At 32.1% G+C, this 24,146-nt stretch carries 23 protein-coding genes; 4 read left to right on the top strand and 19 right to left on the bottom strand.

The genetic code is table 11. The features are described 5' to 3' along the window. Window positions 1-4: 4 nt before the first annotated feature. The 3 genes from Q3907_RS05030 to sufC are packed head-to-tail and all read right to left on the bottom strand — an operon-like array spanning window position 5 to window position 2,814. Window positions 5-1,246: an aminotransferase class V-fold PLP-dependent enzyme gene (locus Q3907_RS05030; protein ID WP_301897536.1), complete on the bottom strand. Its 1,242-nt coding sequence runs from the start codon at window positions 1,244-1,246 to the stop codon at window positions 5-7. Continuing rightward, window positions 1,233-2,006, bottom strand: coding sequence for a SufD family Fe-S cluster assembly protein (locus tag Q3907_RS05025; RefSeq protein WP_301897535.1), 774 nt, complete (start codon window positions 2,004-2,006; stop codon window positions 1,233-1,235). The genes Q3907_RS05030 and Q3907_RS05025 overlap by 14 nt, the downstream gene beginning before the upstream one ends. Beyond that, complete coding sequence (gene sufC / locus Q3907_RS05020; protein ID WP_295562393.1) at window positions 1,999-2,814, bottom strand: Fe-S cluster assembly ATPase SufC; 816 nt, start codon at window positions 2,812-2,814, stop codon at window positions 1,999-2,001. Before sufC ends, Q3907_RS05025 begins: the two co-directional genes overlap by 8 nt. Before the next feature lie 132 nt (window positions 2,815-2,946). Between sufC and Q3907_RS05015 the strand changes: the two genes are divergently transcribed. Continuing rightward, window positions 2,947-3,975 (top strand): peptidylprolyl isomerase, encoded by a 1,029-nt coding sequence (locus Q3907_RS05015; RefSeq protein ID WP_301897534.1) that lies wholly within the window; start codon window positions 2,947-2,949, stop codon window positions 3,973-3,975. After that, on the top strand, window positions 3,975-4,874 hold the full coding sequence (locus Q3907_RS05010) for a hypothetical protein (RefSeq protein WP_301897533.1): 900 nt from the start codon (window positions 3,975-3,977) through the stop codon (window positions 4,872-4,874). Before Q3907_RS05015 ends, Q3907_RS05010 begins: the two co-directional genes overlap by 1 nt. A gap of 22 nt (window positions 4,875-4,896) precedes the next feature. Here the strand turns inward: Q3907_RS05010 and Q3907_RS05005 are convergent, their stop codons facing one another. The 15 genes from Q3907_RS05005 to Q3907_RS04935 form a co-directional block, all read right to left on the bottom strand. After that, window positions 4,897-5,169 carry a DUF4176 domain-containing protein gene (locus Q3907_RS05005; protein WP_295646971.1) on the bottom strand — a complete coding sequence of 91 codons (273 nt, stop codon included), beginning with the start codon at window positions 5,167-5,169 and terminating at the stop codon, window positions 4,897-4,899. An 11-nt stretch (window positions 5,170-5,180) separates the two neighbouring features. Then, complete coding sequence (locus Q3907_RS05000) at window positions 5,181-5,975, bottom strand: hypothetical protein (protein ID WP_301897532.1); 795 nt, start codon at window positions 5,973-5,975, stop codon at window positions 5,181-5,183. Further along, window positions 5,962-6,135: a hypothetical protein gene (locus tag Q3907_RS04995; RefSeq protein ID WP_003864069.1), complete on the bottom strand. Its 174-nt coding sequence runs from the start codon at window positions 6,133-6,135 to the stop codon at window positions 5,962-5,964. The genes Q3907_RS05000 and Q3907_RS04995 overlap by 14 nt, the downstream gene beginning before the upstream one ends. Further along, entirely contained in the window at window positions 6,128-6,412 is a 285-nt protein-coding gene (locus Q3907_RS04990) for a WXG100 family type VII secretion target (RefSeq protein WP_295646965.1), read from the bottom strand. Before Q3907_RS04990 ends, Q3907_RS04995 begins: the two co-directional genes overlap by 8 nt. An 11-nt stretch (window positions 6,413-6,423) precedes the next feature. Further along, the gene (locus Q3907_RS04985) at window positions 6,424-6,717 is read right to left on the bottom strand and encodes a WXG100 family type VII secretion target (RefSeq protein ID WP_295562245.1); all 294 of its coding nucleotides are present in this window, start codon (window positions 6,715-6,717) and stop codon (window positions 6,424-6,426) included. Between the two features lie 3 nt (window positions 6,718-6,720). Then, window positions 6,721-6,927, bottom strand: coding sequence for a hypothetical protein (locus Q3907_RS04980; protein ID WP_295562247.1), 207 nt, complete (start codon window positions 6,925-6,927; stop codon window positions 6,721-6,723). Next, entirely contained in the window at window positions 6,920-10,120 is a 3,201-nt protein-coding gene (locus tag Q3907_RS04975) for an FHA domain-containing protein (protein ID WP_301897531.1), read from the bottom strand. Before Q3907_RS04975 ends, Q3907_RS04980 begins: the two co-directional genes overlap by 8 nt. Further along, window positions 10,117-11,877, bottom strand: coding sequence for a hypothetical protein (locus tag Q3907_RS04970; RefSeq protein ID WP_301897530.1), 1,761 nt, complete (start codon window positions 11,875-11,877; stop codon window positions 10,117-10,119). The genes Q3907_RS04975 and Q3907_RS04970 overlap by 4 nt, the downstream gene beginning before the upstream one ends. Next, window positions 11,874-13,220 carry a protein kinase gene (locus Q3907_RS04965; RefSeq protein ID WP_301897529.1) on the bottom strand — a complete coding sequence of 449 codons (1,347 nt, stop codon included), beginning with the start codon at window positions 13,218-13,220 and terminating at the stop codon, window positions 11,874-11,876. Before Q3907_RS04965 ends, Q3907_RS04970 begins: the two co-directional genes overlap by 4 nt. Then, window positions 13,192-14,148 carry an FHA domain-containing protein gene (locus Q3907_RS04960; RefSeq protein ID WP_301897528.1) on the bottom strand — a complete coding sequence of 319 codons (957 nt, stop codon included), beginning with the start codon at window positions 14,146-14,148 and terminating at the stop codon, window positions 13,192-13,194. The genes Q3907_RS04965 and Q3907_RS04960 overlap by 29 nt, the downstream gene beginning before the upstream one ends. A gap of 576 nt (window positions 14,149-14,724) precedes the next feature. Continuing rightward, window positions 14,725-16,032 (bottom strand): hypothetical protein, encoded by a 1,308-nt coding sequence (locus Q3907_RS04955; RefSeq protein WP_301897527.1) that lies wholly within the window; start codon window positions 16,030-16,032, stop codon window positions 14,725-14,727. Window positions 16,033-16,040: 8 nt separating this feature from the next. Next, entirely contained in the window at window positions 16,041-16,580 is a 540-nt protein-coding gene (gene epsC / locus Q3907_RS04950; protein WP_301897526.1) for a serine O-acetyltransferase EpsC, read from the bottom strand. Between the two features lie 44 nt (window positions 16,581-16,624). Then, window positions 16,625-17,365 (bottom strand): NAD-dependent protein deacylase, encoded by a 741-nt coding sequence (locus tag Q3907_RS04945; protein ID WP_295646884.1) that lies wholly within the window; start codon window positions 17,363-17,365, stop codon window positions 16,625-16,627. Window positions 17,366-17,414: 49 nt separating this feature from the next. Further along, window positions 17,415-19,967, bottom strand: a complete 2,553-nt coding sequence (locus Q3907_RS04940) for an ATP-dependent Clp protease ATP-binding subunit (RefSeq protein WP_301897525.1) — start codon at window positions 19,965-19,967, stop codon at window positions 17,415-17,417. A 123-nt stretch (window positions 19,968-20,090) separates the two neighbouring features. Next, the gene (locus Q3907_RS04935; RefSeq protein ID WP_301897524.1) at window positions 20,091-20,759 is read right to left on the bottom strand and encodes a transaldolase family protein; all 669 of its coding nucleotides are present in this window, start codon (window positions 20,757-20,759) and stop codon (window positions 20,091-20,093) included. 140 nt (window positions 20,760-20,899) lie between these two features. Here Q3907_RS04935 and Q3907_RS04930 point away from each other — a divergent pair, with 140 nt between their 5' ends. Beyond that, window positions 20,900-21,643: a DeoR/GlpR family DNA-binding transcription regulator gene (locus Q3907_RS04930; protein ID WP_301897523.1), complete on the top strand. Its 744-nt coding sequence runs from the start codon at window positions 20,900-20,902 to the stop codon at window positions 21,641-21,643. An 18-nt stretch (window positions 21,644-21,661) separates the two neighbouring features. Here Q3907_RS04930 and nagA read toward each other — a convergent pair whose 3' ends face one another. Beyond that, window positions 21,662-22,801 carry an N-acetylglucosamine-6-phosphate deacetylase gene (gene nagA / locus Q3907_RS04925; protein ID WP_295561093.1) on the bottom strand — a complete coding sequence of 380 codons (1,140 nt, stop codon included), beginning with the start codon at window positions 22,799-22,801 and terminating at the stop codon, window positions 21,662-21,664. A 161-nt stretch (window positions 22,802-22,962) separates the two neighbouring features. Between nagA and Q3907_RS04920 the strand changes: the two genes are divergently transcribed. After that, on the top strand, window positions 22,963-24,146 hold a 1,184-nt coding region (locus tag Q3907_RS04920), incomplete at its 3' end, for an FprA family A-type flavoprotein (protein WP_301897522.1).

Genomic DNA, 24,146 nt, shown 5'->3' with positions numbered 1-24,146 from the left:
CTTCCTAAAAGAAAATGCTGACACAGTTTTCAACTGTTGCATTCTTTAAAGCATCAATCAATTGATCGACTTCTTCTTTTGTGTTGTACAAATAAAAACTTGCACGACAAGTTCCCGGTGTCTTTAATACTTCCGGAAGTAATTTAGCACAATGCTGTCCTGAGCGAACAGCAATACCAAATGTATTTAAATAGCTTGCGACATCTTGCGCAAAAATCATTTGATCTTTGTCCTTAACGTTAAAAGTCACAATACCACTCTTCGCATTTTCGTTATAAACAACAATATTCCCTAAAGCCTTAGCTTTTTCTAAGAAATATTCCTTTAATTCGACTTCATGCGCATGGATATTCTCTTTTCCAATCGCATCCAAATAATCCATAGCTGCAGCCATACCAATAACACCTTCAATAGGCTGAGTTCCAGATTCAAACTTTAATGGAGTTTCCTTTAAAGTCAATGAACAAGTCTTGTCAAATCGAGCATTACTTTCTCCACCATAAAAAATCGGTTCCAACTGATCTAACCATTTTTTCTTACCATATAAAGCACCTACACCAGTTGGCCCACACATTTTATGTGCACTAAATGCATAGAAATCACAATCTAAATCTTGCACATCAATATCTAAATGAGGTGTGCTTTGTGCTCCATCAACCACTAATAAAATGCCTCTTTCATGACAAATTTTCGCAATTTCTTTAACTGGCGCAACAAAGCCTAAAACATTCGATACCATGGCAATCGCTACAACTTTTACTTTATCCGTTAAAACACTTTTAAAGTTTTCAACTGTAATTTTTCCATCTTCATCTAAAGGAATATAATCAATTTTTGTGCCTTTTTTCTTACCAGCTTGCATCCAAGGTAAAATACTAGAAGCATGTTCACTCTCATCACTTAAAATGACATCCCCCTCATGTAAAAGTTGATTTGTAACCATCATCGCAACAAGATTCAACCCTTCACTTGATCCTGAGGTAAATACAATTTCTTCTTTATATTTTGCGTTTAAAAATTTTTGTGTACGAACACGAGCTCCTTCAAAGGCAGCATCAACTTGTGCGCTCATTTCATAATCACCACGATGTGCATTAGCTCCTAAGTATGTATAATAGTTCACTACAGCATCGATAACAGGTTGAGGCTTTAATGTTGTAGCCCCATTATCTAAATATACTAAAGGTTTATCTGACATCTTGCGTGTTAAAATTGGAAAATCTTTACGAATTTTACTGATGTCCATATAAACCAACCTTACTTTCCATTTCTTGACGAAGAGTCTCTTTCAATTCTTCATCTTCAACTAAATCAATGACAGGCAAGAAATAACCGACACTTAATAATCCTACGGCTTGTTTTGTGCTTAATCCACGCGATTGTAAATAATACAACTGATCTGCATCTGGCTGACCAATTGTTAGTGCATGGCTAGCCTTTACATCATTTTCATCAATCAACAATAAAGGAATAACTTTCGTCTTATGTCCTTGTCCTAACGTTAATACTCGAGTTGCCTGGTGAGATTGTGCATCAAAACATCCTTTTTTAATATTTCCATTGGCAACCATTTGGTATTGTCCATGATCAAATAATACGGCAAAGTTTTTCATTTGACCATTTGTATGAGGCGCATTATGTCTTACTTCCATATCACATACTTTCTCAATATGTTCCTGACATAATTGTCCACTTAAAATCTCATATTCTGCTCCTTGCTCTTGAAGGTCTACATAATGAGTCCATTTTAAAGGGCTTTTTTCTAGATCCAAGACACCCATTTGGCAATTAGCATCTTGTTTAAGTACCATATTAATATTTAATTCACATGCATTTTGAGCATGATTTAAAATAAAGAATTTTGAAAAAGAATTTTCTAAACATTCAACTGTCAAATCTAATTTTGTACAATCCTTACTTATTTCTATTAAATAAGATTTATGATCATGACTTTGAACTTGAACATTTAGTGTTTCATTATTATGAACATCTACGCGATTAAGCATATTTTTTTGCTCCACAAGAACCTAAAGAAATAGGTTGTTTATCTTCTTCTTTATTTGCGGTTACGTGGTACTCTTTTTCAATCCATTCATATCCTTCTTGATCAACTTTTTCAACAAGGCTTGCATCTCCAGATACAACGATTTGTCCATCCATTAATACATGAGCATGAGTTGGTTGTAAATATTCATAGAAACGAGCATAGTGAGATACAATCAATAAGCCAAGATTTGTTTGTTGCTGGCATTGGTTGATGGCATCTGAAACAATACGCAATGCATCTACATCTAATCCTGAATCAATTTCATCTAACATCGCAATAGATGGTTTTAACATCATCATTTGCACGATTTCATTACGCTTCTTTTCACCACCGCTAAATCCATCATTTAAGAAACGATGAGCCAAGTCCGGCTTCATTTCTAGTTGTTCAATGGCTTTATCCATCTCTTTGATAAACTTAAATAAAGAGATTGGTTTTTCTAAACGTGCATTCATTGCACTTCTTAAAAAGTCAGAGTTTGTTACACCTGAAACCACACTTGGGTATTGCATTCCCAAGAATAGTCCAGCTTTACTTCTTTCATCGACTGACATTTGTAGCACATCTTTTCCATCAAGTGTAATTGAACCTGATGTAACTGTATATTTTGGGTTTCCCATAATGGCTGCAAGCAATGTCGATTTACCATTTCCATTAGGTCCCATTAGGGCATGACGTTCACCTGATTTTACTGTTAAACTCAACCCTTTTAAAATTTCTTTATTCTCCACGGATACATGAAGATCCTTAATGACCAAATCTGCCATACATTCTACCTCTTTTCACTGAAATATAATACCAAATAATTATTAAAATCTCAATTAATACATCTTGTGGCTTCATTGCAATTTAAAAAGATACATCGTATAATTGAAAAGACATTCTCAAGGAGGTTAATTATGACTGATGTTTTACGAAATAACTGGTTTGTCGTCCTAATTGCCGTAATCATTATCTGTTTTATTGGATATTTTATTTATGACACCAATAAAGATAATGTATCTGCAAAATCATCGAATAATGAGCAAGTTGTTGCTTCAATCAACAAGGATGATATTACCGCAAAAGACTTATATGATGAATCCGCACCATACGATGGTTCTACCATTTACAATATGTATAAAAATGCCGTTGTGGATCAATCTATTGAAACAACTAAAGATTTAAAAAAACAAGCAAATACATTGGAAGCAAACATCAAATCCAATGCATCAAAGCAAAGTGATGACTATGAATCCACTTTAACTTCAGAATTAGCAAAATATGGATATTCTTCTTTTGACGATTTAAATGACTATTGTTTAACAAGTGTAAAAGAAAAAGAAATGAATAAGCGTTATATCACTAAACATTTTGAAGATTTAAAAACTGCATGGGAAACAAAAAGTCCAAGAACTGTTTCAATTATTAAAATGGATGTGAGTGATGCCGATAATTTAACAGAAACTGAAACTAAAAAGAAAAGCAATATTGAAACAGCTTTGACAAAAGAAAGCTTTGCGGATGTCGCTAAAGCCTTCTCTGAAGATTCAAATACTGCCAACAAAAAGGGATTTGCAGGATATATTGATACAGATTCAACAACTTCTACAAGTTCAAGTTCAAGCTCTACAGTTCCTGCAGCCGTTGCAACAGCAGCTATTTCATTACAAAAAGGTGATACAAGTGATTGGATCACTGTTACAACTTCAAGTGGAACAAGTTTATATAAGGTTTATGTAAAAGAAACAGACTCAAGCAAAATTTTCAATGCAAAAAATGATGCTGTAGCAAACCAAGCATTATATGCCATTTTAAACAGTGACTCTTCTCTTTCTTATAAAATTTTGAAATCTTATGCTAAGAAATTAGATATTAAATTCAATGATAAGAGTACTAAGAAAAAATTTGACAGTTATGTAGAAACAACTTACGGAGGTGATCAATAATGAAAAAGACACCTATACTACTTGTATGTGCAGCCATGATGTTGACAGCATGTTCCGGAGCAACTGCCACAATTAAAGATAAAGATAAAGCCATCATGACCATTGGCAATACAACATATACCAAAGGTGATGAGTATGATTTATTAAAAATTTCAACTGGAACTGATTTAACAATGGAGCTTGTTAAACAAGCTATCTATAGACAAGAAGTTAAAGTAACAGATGAAATGAAAGAAAAAGCACAACAACAAATCGACAATTATAAAGGAAATATGTCCGATTTTGAAAGTCAAATTAAATCTCTTGGTTATACAAGCACAAAACAATATATGAATAAAGTTTTGATTCCAAGTTTACAAGCAAGTGAGTTAACTGAAAAATACTTCACAGACGCTAAAAAAGACATTCAAAAAACATACAAACCTAGTAAAGCACGTATCATTCAATGCGAAAATAAGGCGACGGCTAAAAAAGCATTGAAAGCTTTAAAAGATGGAACAGACCCTGAAGAAGTAGCTTCACAATATATGGTAGATTCGGCAACATATTCAGGAAAAGAAACATTAATTACAACAAAGAAAACAGATATATCCACTCGAATGATCAATAAGTTATATAAGACAAAAAAAGCCGGAGTCATCGATGAAATTTTCACAAACGAAAGCAGTGGAACAACATATGCTTACGTTGCCGTATTAGTAACAAACACATACAAAGATATTAAAGATGAAGTCTATACAACATTAAGTAGTGATGATGATATCACAAAAGCTTGTCTTGTATATTACTTAAAGAAATACAATTTTGAAGTTCATGATCAAGATGTATTCGACAATTTAAAGGCAAACAATCCAGAATATCTAGTTTCTAGACCGGATCTTGCGAAATCTAAAGACTAATAAAATGCCAATAGACAAATGTCTATTGGCTTGTTTTTTTTATCATTTCATCGAGTTCAAACCGAAAATTGAACTCTTCTATATCCTGCAATCCAATATAGTAAAGACAATCAATATCTTCATGATCAAATACATAACAAGAATCCTTATCCATATAGCCTTCTGGCCATAAACATCCTGCATAATCATACATTTTCTTTGTCTTTACATTTTGTTGAAGACGTCCAATAATCATTAATCTTTTAGTTCCTTCTTTTAAAGTCACTACACTTCCAATTGGTAATAAATCTTTCATTTAACCTCCTATTAATAGCTCACATTGATTTTAAAGCCCAGCCCCGCAATAAAGCCAAGTTTAGATCCAATTTCCCACTCTCTACTTGAAAAATGATATGAAAAGTTTGCCTCAGCACTTCCAACACTTCCTTGTGCAGTTAAAGTTACTTTTGCACCAAGAATATTTAAAACACAACGCGTTTCTCCTCTTAAGGCTGCAACACCAACACCAGCCTCAAACGACTGCACCTTTTTAGAAAATACGGCCTTACAATTCGCATACGCCACACCGACTTGTCCTGTTGCACGAGCACTCGCATACACTTTTGAATTACCAATACGTGCATTCACCGTTGATGATAATAAGGCAACGCTAGCCTCACCTTGTAATACAACACGAGGATCAAATTTTTTATTTTTCCATAACCGAGCACTTATACTCGATTTAATTTCTCCATCTAATATCGTCGCATTGGCCCCCACATGAAAATAATCTCTCGTATAGTTTTTATTCCATTCCTTTAATGAAGCTGTATATCCGATTGAGCCATAAGAATATCGACTTTGTTTAGTAAGCTGCGAAACTAAATTCAAGTTTACATACTTAGTGAAATTATGTTTACCAGGCTGAAACAACAATTGTTTGTTTTCTGTATTCTCGATTAAAGTGGCACTTTTCGATAAATAATTCGAAATATCCATAATTTCTTTTACGATACGATTCTGTCTTTCCTTTAACGCAGGATTCTTTAACGCGATATTTCTTGATGCCAATAAATTATATTGTGCACTTAAATTTTTACAAGAAAGACTATCGGCTTTCATGATTTAAAATTTCCTGTATTTGTATCTGAATCAAGTATTGAATTCGCGATACTTTTTGATTTACATAGACAAACTCTTCACTCGATACTGCATTTTTTGTTTGATTCAAAAGAGAGCTTAAATCACTTGATAATACTTTATAAAATTGTATCTCATCCATGATGCATCAAATTTTGTTCGTTTTCCTGATATAGATTTGCGGTTTGATGTAAATATGTAGAAAAACGCGTTAATGTTTCCAAATACGACATCATAGCAGGATTTAATGTTTGAAACTGTTCCATAAAATATTTAGATGCAGGAGACTGCCATATCGATTCCACATAATACATCTTAGATTCAATTTCATTAAATACAGTACGAATCTCATTGGCATACGCATCTACTTGTTTTGAATACGCCATTACATCTTCACTTGATATTTGAATTTGTGCCATAACCATTCCTCCTACAATAATAATTTAGCTTGTTGAACACGATCTTGTTGAAGTTTTTCATAAACCGAAGCAGTTTGTTTTAAAACATTACTATATTCTAAAATCACTTGATACATTTCATTTAGACTTGGTCTAAATTCTTCTAACTGATTTTGAAACGCTAAATGATCCACACCTTGCCAGATACTTTGCATATGTTCAACCTTCTCATATAAATTTTGAATTAGATCATTATAGCTATCCGCTTTGTTTTTTACATATACACTTGCTTGATATACTTCTGAATAATCCACTGAAATTTTCATTACTTACCTCCCATAAATCAACATATCGCAATGTGCAATATGATTTTCTTTAAATGTTTTATTCAAATCCAAAAAACACATAACTGTAACATTAAACACATATCGTACTTCATACTCTAAAAACTCATCAAAAAAATCTTGTACTCGATACGATTCAGAAACAAAAATCATTCTTCGATCAAAAGAAAGATATATACCTATCTCATTCATTAATTCCAATCCCTTCATTTTGATCTTTAAAAAACACATAATCAAAGCTTTCATAAGGAAGCTTACGCCTTAGTGTATATCCATATTCCTTCAATCCATAGCCAACCCATAATACTTGTGACTGATATAAAGCTTTTTGAAACACTTCGTTTGTCAATAATTTAAAATCTACACAAACAATATATACATCACTATTAGAATCTAAGTTCGAACTGATCTTAAGATGCGAAAGATTTTCACATAACTGATAAACTCTATCCTTGTATTCTTCATGCATATATAAAATATAAAACTTCCTTTCCTCATCAATAAATACAGGATGATCACTTTGACTTTCAAAACCAATACAATTTCGTTCTTTTCGATATGAAAATGATCTACACTTTTTTCTTTTAAGCTTATCTTCTACTACTCGATTATAAATACATTCCACATATGCATTTTCATAACATGTCATGTTTAGATAAGAAGGCAATTGGTAGGTGTCAAAATATATTCTTTTATCATCTAAACTCTCCACATCAAACACATACTTGTTTTGAATCCATTTCAACCGAGAATTTTCATTATCTGTAAAGACAAACGCACACACATTTTCATTCAATAAAGATAAATCAAGATTTTCATCTTCAAAAATAATACAAACTCCACTTTGTATCTGATGAAAACACCTAGACTTATAAAAGTTAAAATCTACATAATCATTTAATACATTGGATCCATATACATAAATGGTTTCATCTTTAAAATAATGTAAGAGACTAAATACAACGTCTAGACGCTTTGTATATATAAGCTGTAAACGATCAAAAACAAGCTGACACTGCTTTTGTATAAAAGGAAGATCTAAAACTCCAAAAACATCTTTTGAAATATTTTTTGGCAATAATACCCATGATTTTTCTTCCTTTAATGCATTGACTTTTTCTTTTAATGCATCCACAACACGAATACTTGAATGATGTTTCGATTGAATCACTTCTTTTCGCTCATTAATTTCATACCATGATCTTTCATCCACATATTTTTGTAGATAAAAGCTTCTACATTCCATACACTCATTTTTAGCTTGTAAAATCATATCCCCTGGATTCTTCAAAGCATAACCCTTTTCATTTTGTAGAATTTCACGACTATCCTGAACATTATTCACATGAAAGCAAGCTTTCCAACTCGTATTTGCCATAACCTGATCGTCAATTATACCAGAAGGTTTTTGCGTTGAAAGGACTAAATGTATCCCTAAAGATCTACCAATACGTGCAATTTCTTGTAACTGTGACATGAATTGCGGAAATTTTACTTTCAATTGTGCAAACTCATCAACAAATATCCATAAATGTGAGAGAGTGTGATTTTCGTTATACGCATTGATATCAGAAACCTTTTCTTCTAAGAATAATCGTTGTCTTTTTTCTAATTCGAAATTCATACTCATAAAAAACCGTTCCATAGATTGTGTATCTAAATTTGTGACAATTCCTGCGCAATGCGCAAATTCATAAAAAGGTTGTCCAAAAGCTCCGCCTTTGAAGTCGATTAATATATATTGAAAGTAACTAGGTGCATTATGCCAAATCATCATCATCAATAAAAAACTTATAAATTCACTCTTTCCATAACCTGTCATACCTGCGACCAAGCCATGAAAACCATACTCCTTAAAATCCATGTCCACTATTTGATTTGATGCACTAATTCCAACAGGAACTTTCATTACATACTTATTTTTCCTAATAGGTTTAGATTTTAGTAATGTTTCATAAAAATCTACATTTTGTGATTTTAAAAGATACCTTTTTTTATTTATATTTAAATCCGATATATGAACAGTCTGAATATTATAGTCATAATGAAAAGATGGTTCTTGTTTTCCAACATAAATCAAACAAAAAAATGCATCTGGAAAACAGTTAGAATCTGTACTTACTACAATCAAATCTTTATTTGTCTTTTCATTTACCCTACAATATGGATTTAATAGAATATCCTTCATCCCCTCAAATTCTTGCATCCATAACCATTTTCTTTTTTTTGAAGAATACAAAAGATAATTATTAAATAAAATGATACTTTCTTTTATATCTGTATTAATCCAACAAACCTCACCCTCTTTTAAAAAAATCGGTTGCATCACATTCGAATTTAAGGTTTGGATCAATTTATCCCGTTTTATCACTAAATCATTTGATGCATATTCGTAAGATGTTTCACGATAAGAAATATCACACCATTTTGATTCCGTACAACCAACATATACAACATCAGAAGTTTCATGTTTAAAAGCCGTCATATACTTTTCAATATATGTATAAATTTCTTTTTCAAATTGTTGTTGAAGCCTATTTTTCTTTTCATACATTTGATTTATATAAGCATCATACATATCTAAACTTTTTTGACTTTCCTTCAAACTCAATTTGTATTGATAACTTCGATTGTATAAACCATAAATCATAAATGTACACGCCATAGTAAGTGAACTGATCATACTTGTAAATAAGGTATCAAGTTTTTGCTTTTGTAGATATCCAATAATTATACTAGATACAAAACCAGAACCTGCAATCATACATGAAGGTCCAATCGCACTAAATAAGCTTTGTTTATGTACAACACGCTGTATTTGAGGCATTTGTATATCAAATTTTTGAATAGCTGGTAAATTTGCATTAAAATTTGATGCATAAAAAATTGGGCCTTCAACTTCCATATTCTTTGAATCATATGGATTATCTACCATGTCTAGTAATAGATAGTTTTTTAAATAAATCATACGAATATTCGCAGCTACTATTTCATCCTGTATTTTTAGATTCCATGTATTTACTCTTCTTGTATTAACATATGTACCATTTAAACTGTTTAAATCGGTCAACACTCCATCTTCAATCTTAAAATGAAATCGGGAAATACCTTTTGCACATAATTGAATATCACACAATTCACTTCTTCCTATTTGTATCTTTGATGCGATTGGAAAATAACTAATTTGACTTTCCTTTTCTTCTAAATAGAATGATGTATCTAAAATCGTACAAGATTCATTAAATTTTAATATCTTTTTGTTTTGTCCATAAAAAATACAAAGTCCCTGACTTTTCTTCACAAATAAAAATCCTGAATATTCCTTGATTGAATCTACATCAAAACATTCACATTGATTTTTTGTATATATCCAAAGTCTACTCATAAATTCAATATTCTTTTAATAAACATCCATATTTTCTGTATAAATGATATTTTTAACTGTTTACGCACTTCCTCTTTTTTTAATGTTGAAGTCCTATTTGATTCATTTTTAACTTTCACCTCAATATTCGTTTTATGTTTCTTTAAAGATAATTCAATAAAATCATGTCCCAATACATCTTTTTTTATATTTATTTTTTTTCCATTGACCAAGACATATTCGATTGTATCTTCCGTCCATATTTGAACTTTATTCTTCTTACGTAAATAATGAATTACTGGTTTTGATTGTTTTTGAAATTTTTTTACACTCTTTGTCAATACTAGTTCATTCTTATCATTTACATTCCATATTCGTTCAAATGTTACAACTTCATTCTTATTTGTTAATTGTTCGCTTTTAGAAATGATTTCCTTCTCTTTATCTGGACTAAACACAAACTCATATTCTTTTTTTTCTAGGTTGTTAAGAGTGTCTGTTGTATATGTTACGACTTTTAAAATGTCATCCCTTACCATGCGATTAAATATTTTTTCAATATCCATATCCATAAATATTCCATTCAAATAATATTCCACTTTCATAGTCGCATTATGATCGTCCATTCGATATTCAAATTCTGGCAGTTTTTTGATTATCGTTTTATCCAATATTTGTTCATTATTAACATATAAACTTGTAGATGGTGCACGTTTATCAATTTGCACAATCACCTGATCCCATACTTCATTGCCAAAAGCATCTTTGGCATACGCTATTACTTTATAAAAAAGATCACGATTATTTACAGCAAATAAATGTATTGTTTCGTTCAAGTAATGCCGATCTTTAATTCCATTTAGCTCTACATCAATATAGCCTCTTTCTAAATATGGAACATTCCAATTTAAATTCACAAATACATCTTCATTAGATACTTTGGCTGATGGTTGCAACGTAAGGGTTGGTAAAATATTCGAATATACGATAGAACCTTGGAGTTCTTTTTTTATATGTGGATATTCTTTATGTTCTAAAACAAATGTATATACACCGCTTTTACCAAAATCAATCGTGGCAAAATCTTTATTTTCTAAATCTATAGAATATAAATAATTTCCATCACAATATACATGTAAATGAAGTGGAATCTCGCAAATCGATTCAAAACCTAAATCTAATTTATTATCTTTTACGTATGTCCTTTCTTGAAGTAAACATTCTGGAAACACAATCGGTAAGATTTCAATTTTTCTTTCAATTTCATTACCCGCAATATCTCGGCAAAGAACTTTTATGATTCGATTTTTTGTACTTACATCCAAATCAAATTCAAGATTTCCGAATTCAACTTTTTCATCATCCAAATAAACATCTACATGATCAACATTTTCTTCTAAAATTTGTACATGTACTTTTTCACAATCTATCAAAGGTAAAACATCTTTGATCATACAATCCTTTGTCTTAACCACAATATTCGGTAAAGTTGTATCCAAAAGAATTGTTTTTTCTCCTTCTTCTAGGGCATAACCATCAATATCTTTTAAAATATAAACTAACTGTGTTATCCCTTCCTTTTGAATATCAATATATGTATGCTCATGACTTAAATCTATTTGTTTTCCATCATATATGACTAAACTAGTATCTCGATCTACTTTTTCGTTAAACAATAATTCTACATTCCCACTTGCTGAAGCCACACCATTTATAAATGTATTTGTTTCTTGCCAATCCATATAGTTTGTATACACAACATCTTGCATCCACATCATAAACTCCTCCAAAACGCATACAAATCATTCCATCGACTGCTTTTTAAATTATCAATAAACACTAAGGGTATTTCCATGATCTCACTCTCCTTATTTCTTAATAAAAATAAATATTCTAAATAATTACATCCTAAATCCTCAAATTCTTTTGAATAATTCAACAATTGATTTGTTTCTACATTTTCAAGCCAATCTTTTATTGGAGTTAATGAAACATTTAATTCTTCGTGAATGGCGATTTGTAGACATTGATTCACAACATCCAGCTTATCTTTCAACAACATATCGCTAGTTAAAACCAAACGCATACAACGAGCAATGGTACTAGTTGTAGGTTTTAAATAAATCAATGCACATGCTTCAAGTTCTGGTGTCTTGTTTAATGAAATACGATCATACATATATTGAATCAAAGTAGCATCCTTTGTTTTAAGAGCCTCCTTCATTAGAAATATAGATGCTTGCTTATTGACATATACATCATCTAATATCCAGCCATTACTAATCCACATATACAACCGATCTTTAGATTTCGATTCTTTATACGCCTTTTCAAACATGGCAATCTGATGATGATAATAATAAGCATCAAATACATTTTTGGGACTTGTACATTTAAATAAAGAGAAGACAGACAGAATACATAATAAAAGTACAAGTAGTATTCGAATTAAAATATGTATGATAATCAAAAACTTAAATATTGATAAATTCGATATTCTTCTTTCTTTTTTTTGATGACACAAATAAATTATGAGTATCATCCCAACACCAAAAACTTCTTGAAGTAAAGATCCAAGCGCATAAATATCACAACGAATATCTTTTTTGCTTAAATTCATTAATTCAGGTGCACAATTCGATTTAGAAGCCATAATTGCTACATGTGCATGATTTTCTATGCATGCATTAAAGTCAATCAAATAAAAATGTTTTTGATAATATATGATGTTTTCTAATTTTAAATCGATATAGAGATATCCAATTTCATGCACAGCTTGTAAGACACTTAAAACATCAAACAATAATCGATACCTTTGAATTACACCTTTATATTGTTGAACAAATTGTTTTGCGCTAATTCCAGGAATATAAGTTTCTACAAAGCACTGTAACGTTCCTTCTTCAAAACACGTAACTAAGCTTGGTACCAGTAAAGAATTTAATTTTGAAAGTACATCAATTTCTGTTTTAAACTGATGTTTATAACGATCCGATTCCATCTCATCACAAACCTTCAATATGTAAATACAAGTACTTAATTCATCTTGGATACGAAATACATTACAATTATACGAGTCTAAAATCCGATACTTACTGTTCTTTAAATTCACATTCGACATCCCCAAATCGTATATGCATTCCATCTTTTAAACGCATTTTTCTTTTGACTTCTTTATCATTTAAAAATGTTTTATTAGTACTCTTTAAATCTTGAATATAGTATCTTTCATTTTCACAAATAATTTTTGCATGTTTCAAAGATACACTCGAATCTTGAAAACGTACATCACAACTCATAGCTCTTCCAATCAAATTCATTTCATTTGCCAAAGAATATTTCTCTTTTCCCTTCATTAAATAAGCTGAAAAATTAATTTGAACTTGTAGAAGTTGTGTTTTTTCTTCCAAAATAGATTCAACAGGTTTGTTTTTATGAAAAGCTTGTATGGGTTCTTTGACTTTAAACGTTTGTATTCGTCTATGCTTAAAAAATGAAAACTTCTTTGGATAATACAATTCACGAATATTATCTAACCCCAAAACAAGATTGGGTAAACTAAATTCCGTGCTTTTTAAAAATTTTAACAAGAATCCTGGAATTTCAAACGCTGTAGTCGTCTGCATTGTTTTTGCGATATATTCAACCCATTTTTCTGACATATCCCTTTGAAACATCCAATTTGTTATTTGAATTGGAACTACAATGAACGCAAAGCGATCACCAAAAGGAGAAACAAATACATAATCCGGATCAAATAAAACTGGTTTATTTCGATTTGATGCAATTGCTTGTTCAAAAAGTTGATGTAAAAAAATATATCCCTCTTCGTTTTCAAAAACATATTGACTTAAAAAATCGTGTAAAGGAATAAAGCCCTCTATCGCATACACAATCGAGGCGCTATTCTGATTCGTCAACATGCAAGGTAAGCAGAAATCATCATTTGACATTCGATCAAAAATAGAAAGATCTAAAAGTTTAGGATCTTTAAGATGCACATACAAGTGATTTTCATCCATACAATCTTGTTCAATCCATTCACACATTTCATCACCTCCATATTCTTAAACGTTTTAAAAAGTAGTTTTTCGAGAAAACTTTTATTATTTTTTTTGATTTTTCTCTTTTTTTTGTCTAAAATGAAACAATGATGAAATTTTTAACATATATACACGTTTATTTAATCCAAACCATTCTAAATATTCTTCCATTTTTTTGGATCGACGTATTTTATGATAATCAAACTTATATTGGCAACCAGTTGCATCGACCTATTTACTTATTTTTTTGGGCATTAAGTTCAGCTTTAGGTTTTTATTTCTATTCAAAAAAAATATGGGAAAAATATGATGTTCGATACAATAAAAAAAATCATGCCCTTATCTGTATAGGCATGATTCTATCATGTAGTATTCCATATAATGATGTTACCCTTTTAAAAGATCTACATGTATGGTTATCCATAATCTTTGTAGCTTCTTTTATAATTGAATGGTTTCTTTTTATTCCAGTTAATTTAAATAAAAACTCAATCCTATTTTATATCAACATTGGATTGAGTTTTATGTTCACATTTATGTTTGGCCATATCACTGGATTTTGTGAAATCTATTTTTCATTTACTACGAATATTCTACTTCATCAATGGTTGTTTCAGGATTGATTTTGTCAATCTTTTCTAAATAATTTTTAGCTTTTTCTACAAAATACATACGATTACCAAGTTCAACAACCTTTTCAAAATACATACGAGCCAATTTATAGTCTTCCTCAACAAATGAAATCAAGGCAATATAGTAACATGAATCAACTTGTTGAAATGCAAAATTTGCCCTTTGAAGTCCTTGTAAGTAGTATTTTTTACAAGTATTAAATTCACCATCCATTAAGTGAATCTTATTTTCAATTGCTGCCATTTCTTCACTTTGAATCATGACACCTGCACGTCCATAATGCATACGTACATTTTGAGCCTCTTCTTTACAACGAGATAGCCCATCTTCATCTTTTAACATATAATCTATATAAGACATCAATGACCAATATTGTAATGAGCTTGCTGCATCTTTTCTTGGATAACTAATCAATACATCCTGTGCAAGTTCAGGATCATTTAAATAAATCAAGCATTGTGCAAGCAATGTATGTTGAGTTAGACGCGTATGCCCTTTAGAATTTGTGCAATAATAAATAATAGCACTCGCACACGCTTCTGGATTACAATCTTCATACAATAGTTTAGTGATTGGAAGAAGCGATACAGCACGATATCTTAAAACAATATTAAACGCAAATAAATAGAACATTAATAATATAGCTAAAAGCATAATATTATTTACAACACCTAAAATCACAAACAAAGCAACAATACCTAAAGCATAGATGCCCGTAAGTTTTTTTACATTTTTACGACACGTTTTTGCAAGTTCCTTATAAGACTCATCTAAATTGTGATGTATCTTATACATACGAACTAATTCATCATCACTCGAAAAATTAAATTCTCTACGTTCTTTTGAAATACTAGAGCGTAAACTTAACATACCATAAATACATACAATAAATGCTGGAATCACAAGCAGAGTTCCAATATAAATCATGTATTCTGGTAAGAAAAATATTAAACACATCACAATCCATGGACTTATATTAAAACGTGCTGATAAATATTGACCAATATATATAATATTAATTATTCCCGAAATCAATAGGGCATCCCCAACATATAAAATCCACATATTATTTTGCAAATAAGATAAGACTTGTTTTAATGTTTGTGCATCAACACCAGGAACTGAACTTAATGCACTTGAAATCATATCTGAATTGACATCAACTCCACTTGAAAATACAACTGCACTTAATCCTAATCCAACCACAAAAGCTACAACCATAGCTATTAAATGGGATTTACAACGATATTTCCACATACAACCACCTATTTCTTCTCTATAATTTTTGCAGGAATGCCAACTGCAGTTGCCCCTTCAGGCACATCTTTTAAAAGTACCGCATTTGCTCCTACACGACATCCTTTTTTCAAAGTGATATTTCCTAAACATTTAGCTCCACAACCAATATATACTCCATCCTCTAAAGTAGGATGTCTTTTAACATGTTGCTTCCCCGTACCACCTAATGTAACGCCATGATAAAGCTGACAATCATCCCCGATAATTGCCGTTTCTCCAATCACAACGCCCATACCATGGTCAATCATCAATCCTCGACCAATTTGAGCTCCAGGATGAATTTCAATCCCAGTCCAATGTCTTGCTCGATTACTTATCCAACGCGCAATAAATGTATGATCATGCACCCAGAACCAATGGGCAATACGATGTAAACCAATTGCCTTAATATGAGGATACAGCCAAAATACTTCCCACTTTGAATGCGCTGCAGGATCAAGCTGCATTGTTCGATTTATGTTATATATTCCATCGCGAATAAAAGATCTATTGCTTCTTTCTGACATGATAAAATTTTAGTTTATTTGTGTCTAAATTTCAAGTTTAGTGTTTATTTCACATAAACTTCACATAGTGAATCATCTAAAACCTTACCAATTGAATCATGAATGACTAAATCAGCCTTTGAATCCATGTTCGTACTGTCTCTATTTATTAATACCAAATGTTTACCATGGAAATAATTAATCAAACCAGCCGCAGGATATACAACTAAACTTGTTCCACCTACAATTAAAAGATCTGCCTGTTCAATCGCATGAACGGCTGAATACAAAGTATATTCGTCCAAACCTTCTTCATACAACACTACATCCGGCTTAATAATAGCACCACATTTTGGACATCTAGGAATACCATCGCTATCCCTATATTTCATCATATCTTCTAAAGAATATTTCGTTTGACAATGTGTACATGTATTTCTTAATACACTTCCATGAAGTTCATATACATTTTTAGAACCCGCAAGTTGATGTAAACCATCAATATTCTGTGTAACAATAGCCTTTAATTTACCCATCTGCTCCAATTTTGATAGTGCAAGATGCGCCTTATTTGGTTTGGCATCTAAATAAATCATTTGGTTAAAATAAAATTCAAAAAATTCTTTCGGATGACTAAGATAAAAACTATGCGACAACATAATTTCAGCTGGATATGGGTATTTCTTTTTATATAATCCGTTATCACTACGAAAATCTGGAATGTTACTTTCTGTAGATACACCAGCCCCACCAAAAAAAACTATATTATTACTTTCTTGAATCCACTCTTTTAAAGACATAAATATCACTTCCTTTCTCTATTATACCTCCAAACAAACAAAGGAAGATAATTAACTATCTTCCTTGAATATCAAATGTATATTGTCCATTTTGACAATCCACATTGATTACATCCCCTTGCATTGCGCCTGTTTTGATCATTTCCTTGGCAATCTGTGTTTCAAGATTTCTTTGGATATAACGCTTCATTGGACGAGCGCCATACACTGGATCAACACCCATTTTGGCAATCTGATTATACACGGCATCACTCACATTTAATGTAATGTCACGCTCTGCTAAACGTTTTTGTAGTAAACCAACAAATTTATGTGCAATCTTAATAAATGCAGAATCATTTAATGCATTAAAGACAATGATTTCATCGATACGATTAATGAACTCTGGTTTAAAGTGACGCTTTACTTCTTCCATATATTTTTCATGGATATCTCCAGATTCAAAGGCATATTGACTACCTAAGTTTGACGTTAAGATAATAATAGTATTTTTAAAATCAACCGTTACACCTTTAGAATCTGTAATACGACCATCATCCAAAATTTGAAGTAACACATTGAATACATCTGGATGTGCCTTTTCAATTTCATCAAATAATACAATACTATATGGATTACGACGAACAGCCTCTGTCAATTGACCACCCTCATCATATCCAACATATCCTGGAGGAGCACCAATTAAACGTGCCACACTGTGTTTTTCCATATATTCACTCATATCAATACGCACAATGTGTTTTTCATCATCGAATAATTGTTCAGCCAAAGCTTTGGCAACTTCTGTTTTACCAACACCTGTAGGACCTAAGAACATGAACGATCCAATCGGACGATTCTCATCTTGAATTTGTGCTTTAGAACGCAAAATTGCATCTGTTACTAACTCCAAAGCTTCATCTTGTCCAACAACACGTTTTTCAAGTTCTGATTTTAAATTCAATAATTTTTCTCTTTCACTCGCAACTAAACGTGTTACTTCTACACCCGTCCATCTCGAAACGATTTTCGCAATCAATTCCTCATTAACTGTTTCTTGGATCAAAGCATCTTCTTTTTGACTTGTCTGCTCTTTTTGAATACGAGCCTCTAATTCGGGAATCGTTCCATATTGAAGCTTAGCCGCATCTTCATAACGAGCCTCATTACGAGCTTGTTCCAAATCCAAACGAGCCTTCTCCAAACGTTGTTTATCCTCTTTCTCATTGGCCAAACCACGTTTTTCATCTTCCCACTTAGAATGCATCTCATCACGCTTAGATTGTAAAGAAGCCAGTTCGGACTCAATTTCTTCTCGACGCTCAACTGCTCTTTTGTCTTCTTCTTTTTGTAGCGAAGTCTTTTCAATTTGAAGCTGCAAGATCTTACGCTGCAACTCATCCAATTCTTGAGGCATACTTTCCATTTCTACCTTTAATGTTGCACAAGCCTCATCCACTAAATCAATAGCTTTATCTGGTAAGAAACGATCTGTAATATAACGATCAGACATTGTAGCTGCCGCAATCAAAGCCTCATCCAAAATACGTACACCATGATAACTTTCAAAACGATCTTTCAATCCACGCAAGATACTAATTGTATCTTCTACACTTGGTTGAGCCACCTGTACTTTCTGGAAACGACGCTCTAAAGCTGCATCTTTTTCAATATACTTACGATATTCATTAAATGTTGTTGCTCCAATACAATGTAGTTCACCACGAGCTAACATTGGCTTTAATAAGTTAGCTGCATCCATGCTGCCTTCTGTTTTACCCGCACCAACCAAGTTATGAATTTCATCAATAAACAAAATAATTTGTCCATCTGATTTTTTCACTTCATCCAAAATTGATTTTAAACGTTCTTCAAACTCACCACGATATTTAGCACCGGCAATCAAAGAGCCCATGTCTAATTCAATTAATCTCTTTTCTTTTAATGACTCAGGCACATCACCCTTCATAATACGCCATGCGATACCTTCTACAACAGCTGTTTTACCAACACCAGGCTCACCAATCAAAACAGGATTATTCTTTGTCTTACGAGATAGAATCTGCATTACACGACGAATCTCATCATCACGACCAATGATTGGATCAATCTTACCATCACGCACATCCTGCACTAGATCACGACCATATTTTTTTAAGGCTTCTACATTCTCTTCAGAATTTGGTGTGTCAAATTTCTTTCCATTACGACGCTCTAGTTCTGCCTTGTAACAAACATCCTTATTTAAGTTAAAAGTTTTTACCAATTCTTTTGAAATATAAGAACGATTAAATAATAATGCTAAAAATACACTCGCAACCGATAAATAAGTTTCATCATGTTGACTTGCCCAGTTTTGTGCATCCTCAAACGATTTTTGAACTTCATTTGATAAATTTATATTACTAGTTGAGCTTTTTGCGACACGATTTGATTCTTGTTGAACCATCTGTAAGGCACGAGTCTTATCTAAGCCAATACGCTCAAATAAGCCATCCAATACATCATCCTTAAAAATCGTTTCCAACATATCCACTGTATCCACACTAGGATGTTGGTTGGATTTAGCCAAATTTACGGCATCCATTAAAATCTTCTGCAAACGCTCTGACATTTGATCGATATTCATAATAAGCACCTCCTTGTACTTAGCACTCACTCTTTATGATTGCTAATGATAGTATAACACTCTTTTTGGCACTGTCAACATTTAAGTGCTAATATTTTTCCAAAAAGAAAAAAGTAGACAAGTCTACTTTTCTAAAGTGTTTCGATTATAAGCTCTTTGCCAATTAACACTAAATTCTCCAACCGCAATCTTTGTTCCTGGATGATCAATCATTTGATATAAAACATCACAAGGAACAGTCACAGCTTGAATTCCTGCTTTGATCAATTCATGCACTTGATAAGTATTTTTAAAGCTTGCCGCAATAACTTTTGCAGGCATATGATTCACTCTCAACATTTCAATCAAGTCTTTCACATCTTGTACACCATCACCATAATTGCACATACGATTTGTATAAGGTGCCAAATATTCAGCCCCATTCATAGCTGCTAAGAATGCTTGATCTGCCGTATAGATAGCTGTAGCTAATGTGTGAATGCCCAATTTTTTACATTCTTTGATAGCTCTTAATCCCTCATGTGTAACAGGAATCTTCACATACATATTTTTATTACGAATCGAAGAAATCATTTTTGCCTCTTCCATGATTCCTTCAAAAGAAGTTTGCACGGTTTGAATAAGCAACAATTGATCTTCACTCAATACTTCACACAAATCTTTTACGACATCCATTGCTTCTCTACCTGATTTTGTAAGAATTGTAGGATTTGTCGTAACTCCAGTAATTGTTAGTAGTTCGTTTAATTCTTTAATTTGTTCAATATTTGATGAATCAATAATCAATTCCATGATGGATCCTCCTTAAGTTCATCTGTATCCTAACACTAGATAATATCAGTTTCAATATCCATTTCACATCAAACATATAATATTAAATGAACACATCAGAACATGTTCCTTTATGTTCTATTTTGTGTTTTAATAGATGTATGAACACAACACAAAGAAGATATGAGATTTATGAAAAACTAAAAAAAGATAAAACTGTGCAAGTTAATGAACTCGCAAATCAATACTGCGTTTCATTAATGACAATACGAAGAGATTTAGACATCTTAGAAAATCAAGGGTTGGCCACAAAAAGCTATGGAGGAGCTACATTAAACGAGTCTATTTCTGCAGAACCTGCTTTTGAAATCAAAGAAGGCATGTCTCAATCGGACAAAAAAGACATTGCGATATTTGCAAGCACACTCATTCAAGACGGAGATTCCATCTATCTAGATTGTGGCACCACTTGTCTTGAACTCTTTAAAAGGATCCATCATAAAAAGATCACAATATTCACTAACTTTTGGAAGATTCTTCAATATGTTGATCGAAACACAAAAGCTAAAATCATCATGGCTCCAGGAACCTATAATCCAATTACACAAGCTGCACTATCAGAAAGTACAATTCAGTTTTTTCAAAATTATTATATTGATAAAGCCTTTATTTCCGTACTTGGAATTGATTTAGACTATGGAGTATCCATTCCAAGTATGAGTGATGCCTTAGTTAAAAAAGCCATTCTTGATTCTTCCAATAAAAAAATTTGTTTGGTCGACCATACAAAATTTAATAAAAAATATATGTCAAAAATTGCCAATGTTGATGATTTTGACATGGTCATCACAGACAAACAATTAAAAGATGATTTTCATCGCGAAAACATAAAAAAAGCACATTGAGAAATGTGCTTTTGTTGACTAGAACGCTTTTGTTCCCTTTGTATATGTCATTTCAACAGAATAGTCATCATTTAATACAACTAAATCTGCATCTTTTCCTGTTTGAATAGATCCTTTACGATCATCCACATTCAACATACGAGCTGGGTTCAATGTACATGCATTGATAGCTGTTTGCCAAGGAACCATTGCCTTTTCAACTAGAATACGAAGTCCATTATTAACATGTAATGTACTTCCTGCAAGACCTTTAGTGTCTGTTAAGTGAGCACTTCCATCTGGATACAATTCGATTTCGTTACCACCAAATAATACTTTTGTACCAACAGGTAAACCTTTAACCATCAATGAATCTGTAATCATAATACAGTGATCTGGTCCTTTTGCGGTAAAGTAATCATTTAATGCTTCATAAGTTGAGTGATTTCCATCACAAATGATTTCACCATATACATCTCTATAACGCATTGCAGCTCCTACCAATCCTGGTTCACGGTGATGGAATTTAGTCATACCATTGAATACGTGAGTCATTGAGTTTGCACCATTCGCAATCGCTAATCTAGCCTGTTCAAAAGTAGCTCCTGAATGTCCTTGACTACATACAATTCCGTTTGCACGTAAGAATTTAGTTAATTCAAAATTATCATCATGTTCACAAGCCATTGTAACGATTTTAATTAAATTATTAGATGCTGCTAAATAGCGTTTAAATTGTGCTAAATCCGGTTTTACACAATATTGTTCAGGTTGAGCTCCCTTATAAATTTGATCCAAGTAAGGCCCCTCAAAGTGAATACCTAAAATTTCTGCACCTTCATAGCCTTCTTCAACAACTTTCGCAACATTTTTAACTGCATTTGTCAAAACTTCTTCAGACTGTGTAATTGTTGTTGGAAGAATACCAGTGACGCCTTCTTTAACAATGTTTTTCATCCAGTTACGAAGACCTTCTTCATTCGCATCATTTGTATCAAATCCATAAGCACCATGTGTGTGCACATCGATGAATCCAGGAATAATTCTCTTATCTCCGTAATCTTCATCTACATCTTTTTGGCCATAAGGATAGATATTAACAATTTTTCCTTCTTCTACTTCAATTTGGGCTGCCAACCAAGTATTTACCACCCAAACTCTTTTACTTTGAATAATCATATCGACAATTCCTCCTAGCTTTTATTATACTCTCAAGAAAAAGAAAACACTTACACTTTTTAGTATACTTTTTATATTTTTTATTTAAAAAATGTAAAAGTGTGCAAATGAATAGACATAACTCATAAAAAATTTTAAAATAAAGAAAGAGGTGAATCAAAATGAAAAGAGCTAAAAAAATTATAGATAACGTATACTGGGTCGGAGTAAGAGACTTAAACAACCGCCACTTCCATGGTGATTTATATCCAATTGATGAAGGATGTACATACAATGCCTATTTAGTGGTAGATGATGAAGTTACATTATTCGATACAGTAGAAGAAGAATTTACAGAAGAACTATTGGAAAGAGTTGAATCCGTACTACAAGGAAGAGAAATCGACAATATCGTCGTTCAACATACTGAACCAGATCATTCTGGAGGATTTAAAAAAGTCTATGCCAAATATCCAAACGCAAAAGTCTACGCATCTATTTCTGGTAAGAAAAATATGATTGAACAATACTTTGATCAAGTCCCTTATCAAGTGGTTAAGACAAACGATACAATCAATACTGGAAAATATGATTTTGTCTTTGTTGAAATGCAGATGATTCATTGGCCAGACAACATGTTGACGTATTGTCCACAATTAAAAACCGTATTCTCAAACGATGCTTTTGGACAACATATTGTAAACTTTAACTTAACGGATGAAGGATTAGATAAAGCTTATTGTTTAAAACAAGCCAAAGAATACTTTGCGAATATTGTTTTACCATATACTACACCAGTACAAGCTAAATTAAACCTTATTCTAGGTATGAATTTAGACATTGAATATATCATGCCTGCTCATGGTATTATCTGGAAAGACTATATTGGTGATATCATTGAAACATATAAGGGTATCGCTGCTCAAAAAGTAGAAAATAAAGCCGTAATTGTATATGAATCTGTATGGAAACATACGCAACAAATTGCTGAAAGTCTAGCTGAAGGATTCAGTGATGCTGGTATGGATGTCAAAGTCTATAAGTTATCCGACACAAAATCAAGTATTGTAATGCGTGAAATTATGGATGCTAAAGTTGTATGTATCGGATCTGGTACGTACAATAATGTCATGGCACCAAGTGTTGCAGCTTTCCTTGAACACATTCGTCCATGTAAGTTCAAAAATAAAAAAGGTATGGCCTTTGCCGCATATGGATGGTTTAACCAAGTTGCCAAAGAAATCGATACAAGAATGCAACAGTCTGGAATTGAATCATGCCACGATGTGATCAGCCAATGTTACACACCAAGTGATGATCAATTAGAAGATTACTACAATATGGCTCATGAAATCGCAAAAAATTG

Source organism: uncultured Holdemanella sp., assembly GCF_958348295.1.
GTDB lineage: Bacteria > Bacillota_I > Bacilli_A > Erysipelotrichales > Erysipelotrichaceae > Holdemanella.
This window is presented reverse-complemented; position numbering and strand designations above follow the sequence as displayed.

Coding starts and splice junctions, on each gene's coding strand:
- sufC (WP_295562393.1), bottom strand. CDS start 2,814: ATGGCAGATTTGGTCATTAAGGATCTTCATGTATCCGTGGAGAATAAA.
- Q3907_RS05010 (WP_301897533.1), top strand. CDS start 3,975: ATGAAAAAGACACCTATACTACTTGTATGTGCAGCCATGATGTTGACA.
- Q3907_RS05030 (WP_301897536.1), bottom strand. CDS start 1,246: ATGGACATCAGTAAAATTCGTAAAGATTTTCCAATTTTAACACGCAAG.
- Q3907_RS04975 (WP_301897531.1), bottom strand. CDS start 10,120: ATGAGTAGACTTTGGATATATACAAAAAATCAATGTGAATGTTTTGAT.
- epsC (WP_301897526.1), bottom strand. CDS start 16,580: ATGTCAGAAAGAAGCAATAGATCTTTTATTCGCGATGGAATATATAAC.
- Q3907_RS04980 (WP_295562247.1), bottom strand. CDS start 6,927: ATGAATGAGATAGGTATATATCTTTCTTTTGATCGAAGAATGATTTTT.
- Q3907_RS05000 (WP_301897532.1), bottom strand. CDS start 5,975: ATGAAAGCCGATAGTCTTTCTTGTAAAAATTTAAGTGCACAATATAAT.
- Q3907_RS04985 (WP_295562245.1), bottom strand. CDS start 6,717: ATGAAAATTTCAGTGGATTATTCAGAAGTATATCAAGCAAGTGTATAT.
- Q3907_RS05015 (WP_301897534.1), top strand. CDS start 2,947: ATGACTGATGTTTTACGAAATAACTGGTTTGTCGTCCTAATTGCCGTA.
- Q3907_RS04960 (WP_301897528.1), bottom strand. CDS start 14,148: ATGTGTGAATGGATTGAACAAGATTGTATGGATGAAAATCACTTGTAT.
- Q3907_RS04965 (WP_301897529.1), bottom strand. CDS start 13,220: ATGTCGAATGTGAATTTAAAGAACAGTAAGTATCGGATTTTAGACTCG.
- Q3907_RS05025 (WP_301897535.1), bottom strand. CDS start 2,006: ATGCTTAATCGCGTAGATGTTCATAATAATGAAACACTAAATGTTCAA.
- Q3907_RS04955 (WP_301897527.1), bottom strand. CDS start 16,032: ATGTGGAAATATCGTTGTAAATCCCATTTAATAGCTATGGTTGTAGCT.
- Q3907_RS04935 (WP_301897524.1), bottom strand. CDS start 20,759: ATGGAATTGATTATTGATTCATCAAATATTGAACAAATTAAAGAATTA.
- Q3907_RS04940 (WP_301897525.1), bottom strand. CDS start 19,967: ATGAATATCGATCAAATGTCAGAGCGTTTGCAGAAGATTTTAATGGAT.
- nagA (WP_295561093.1), bottom strand. CDS start 22,801: ATGATTATTCAAAGTAAAAGAGTTTGGGTGGTAAATACTTGGTTGGCA.
- Q3907_RS04995 (WP_003864069.1), bottom strand. CDS start 6,135: ATGGATGAGATACAATTTTATAAAGTATTATCAAGTGATTTAAGCTCT.
- Q3907_RS04970 (WP_301897530.1), bottom strand. CDS start 11,877: ATGATGTGGATGCAAGATGTTGTGTATACAAACTATATGGATTGGCAA.
- Q3907_RS04990 (WP_295646965.1), bottom strand. CDS start 6,412: ATGGCACAAATTCAAATATCAAGTGAAGATGTAATGGCGTATTCAAAA.
- Q3907_RS05005 (WP_295646971.1), bottom strand. CDS start 5,169: ATGAAAGATTTATTACCAATTGGAAGTGTAGTGACTTTAAAAGAAGGA.
- Q3907_RS04930 (WP_301897523.1), top strand. CDS start 20,900: ATGAACACAACACAAAGAAGATATGAGATTTATGAAAAACTAAAAAAA.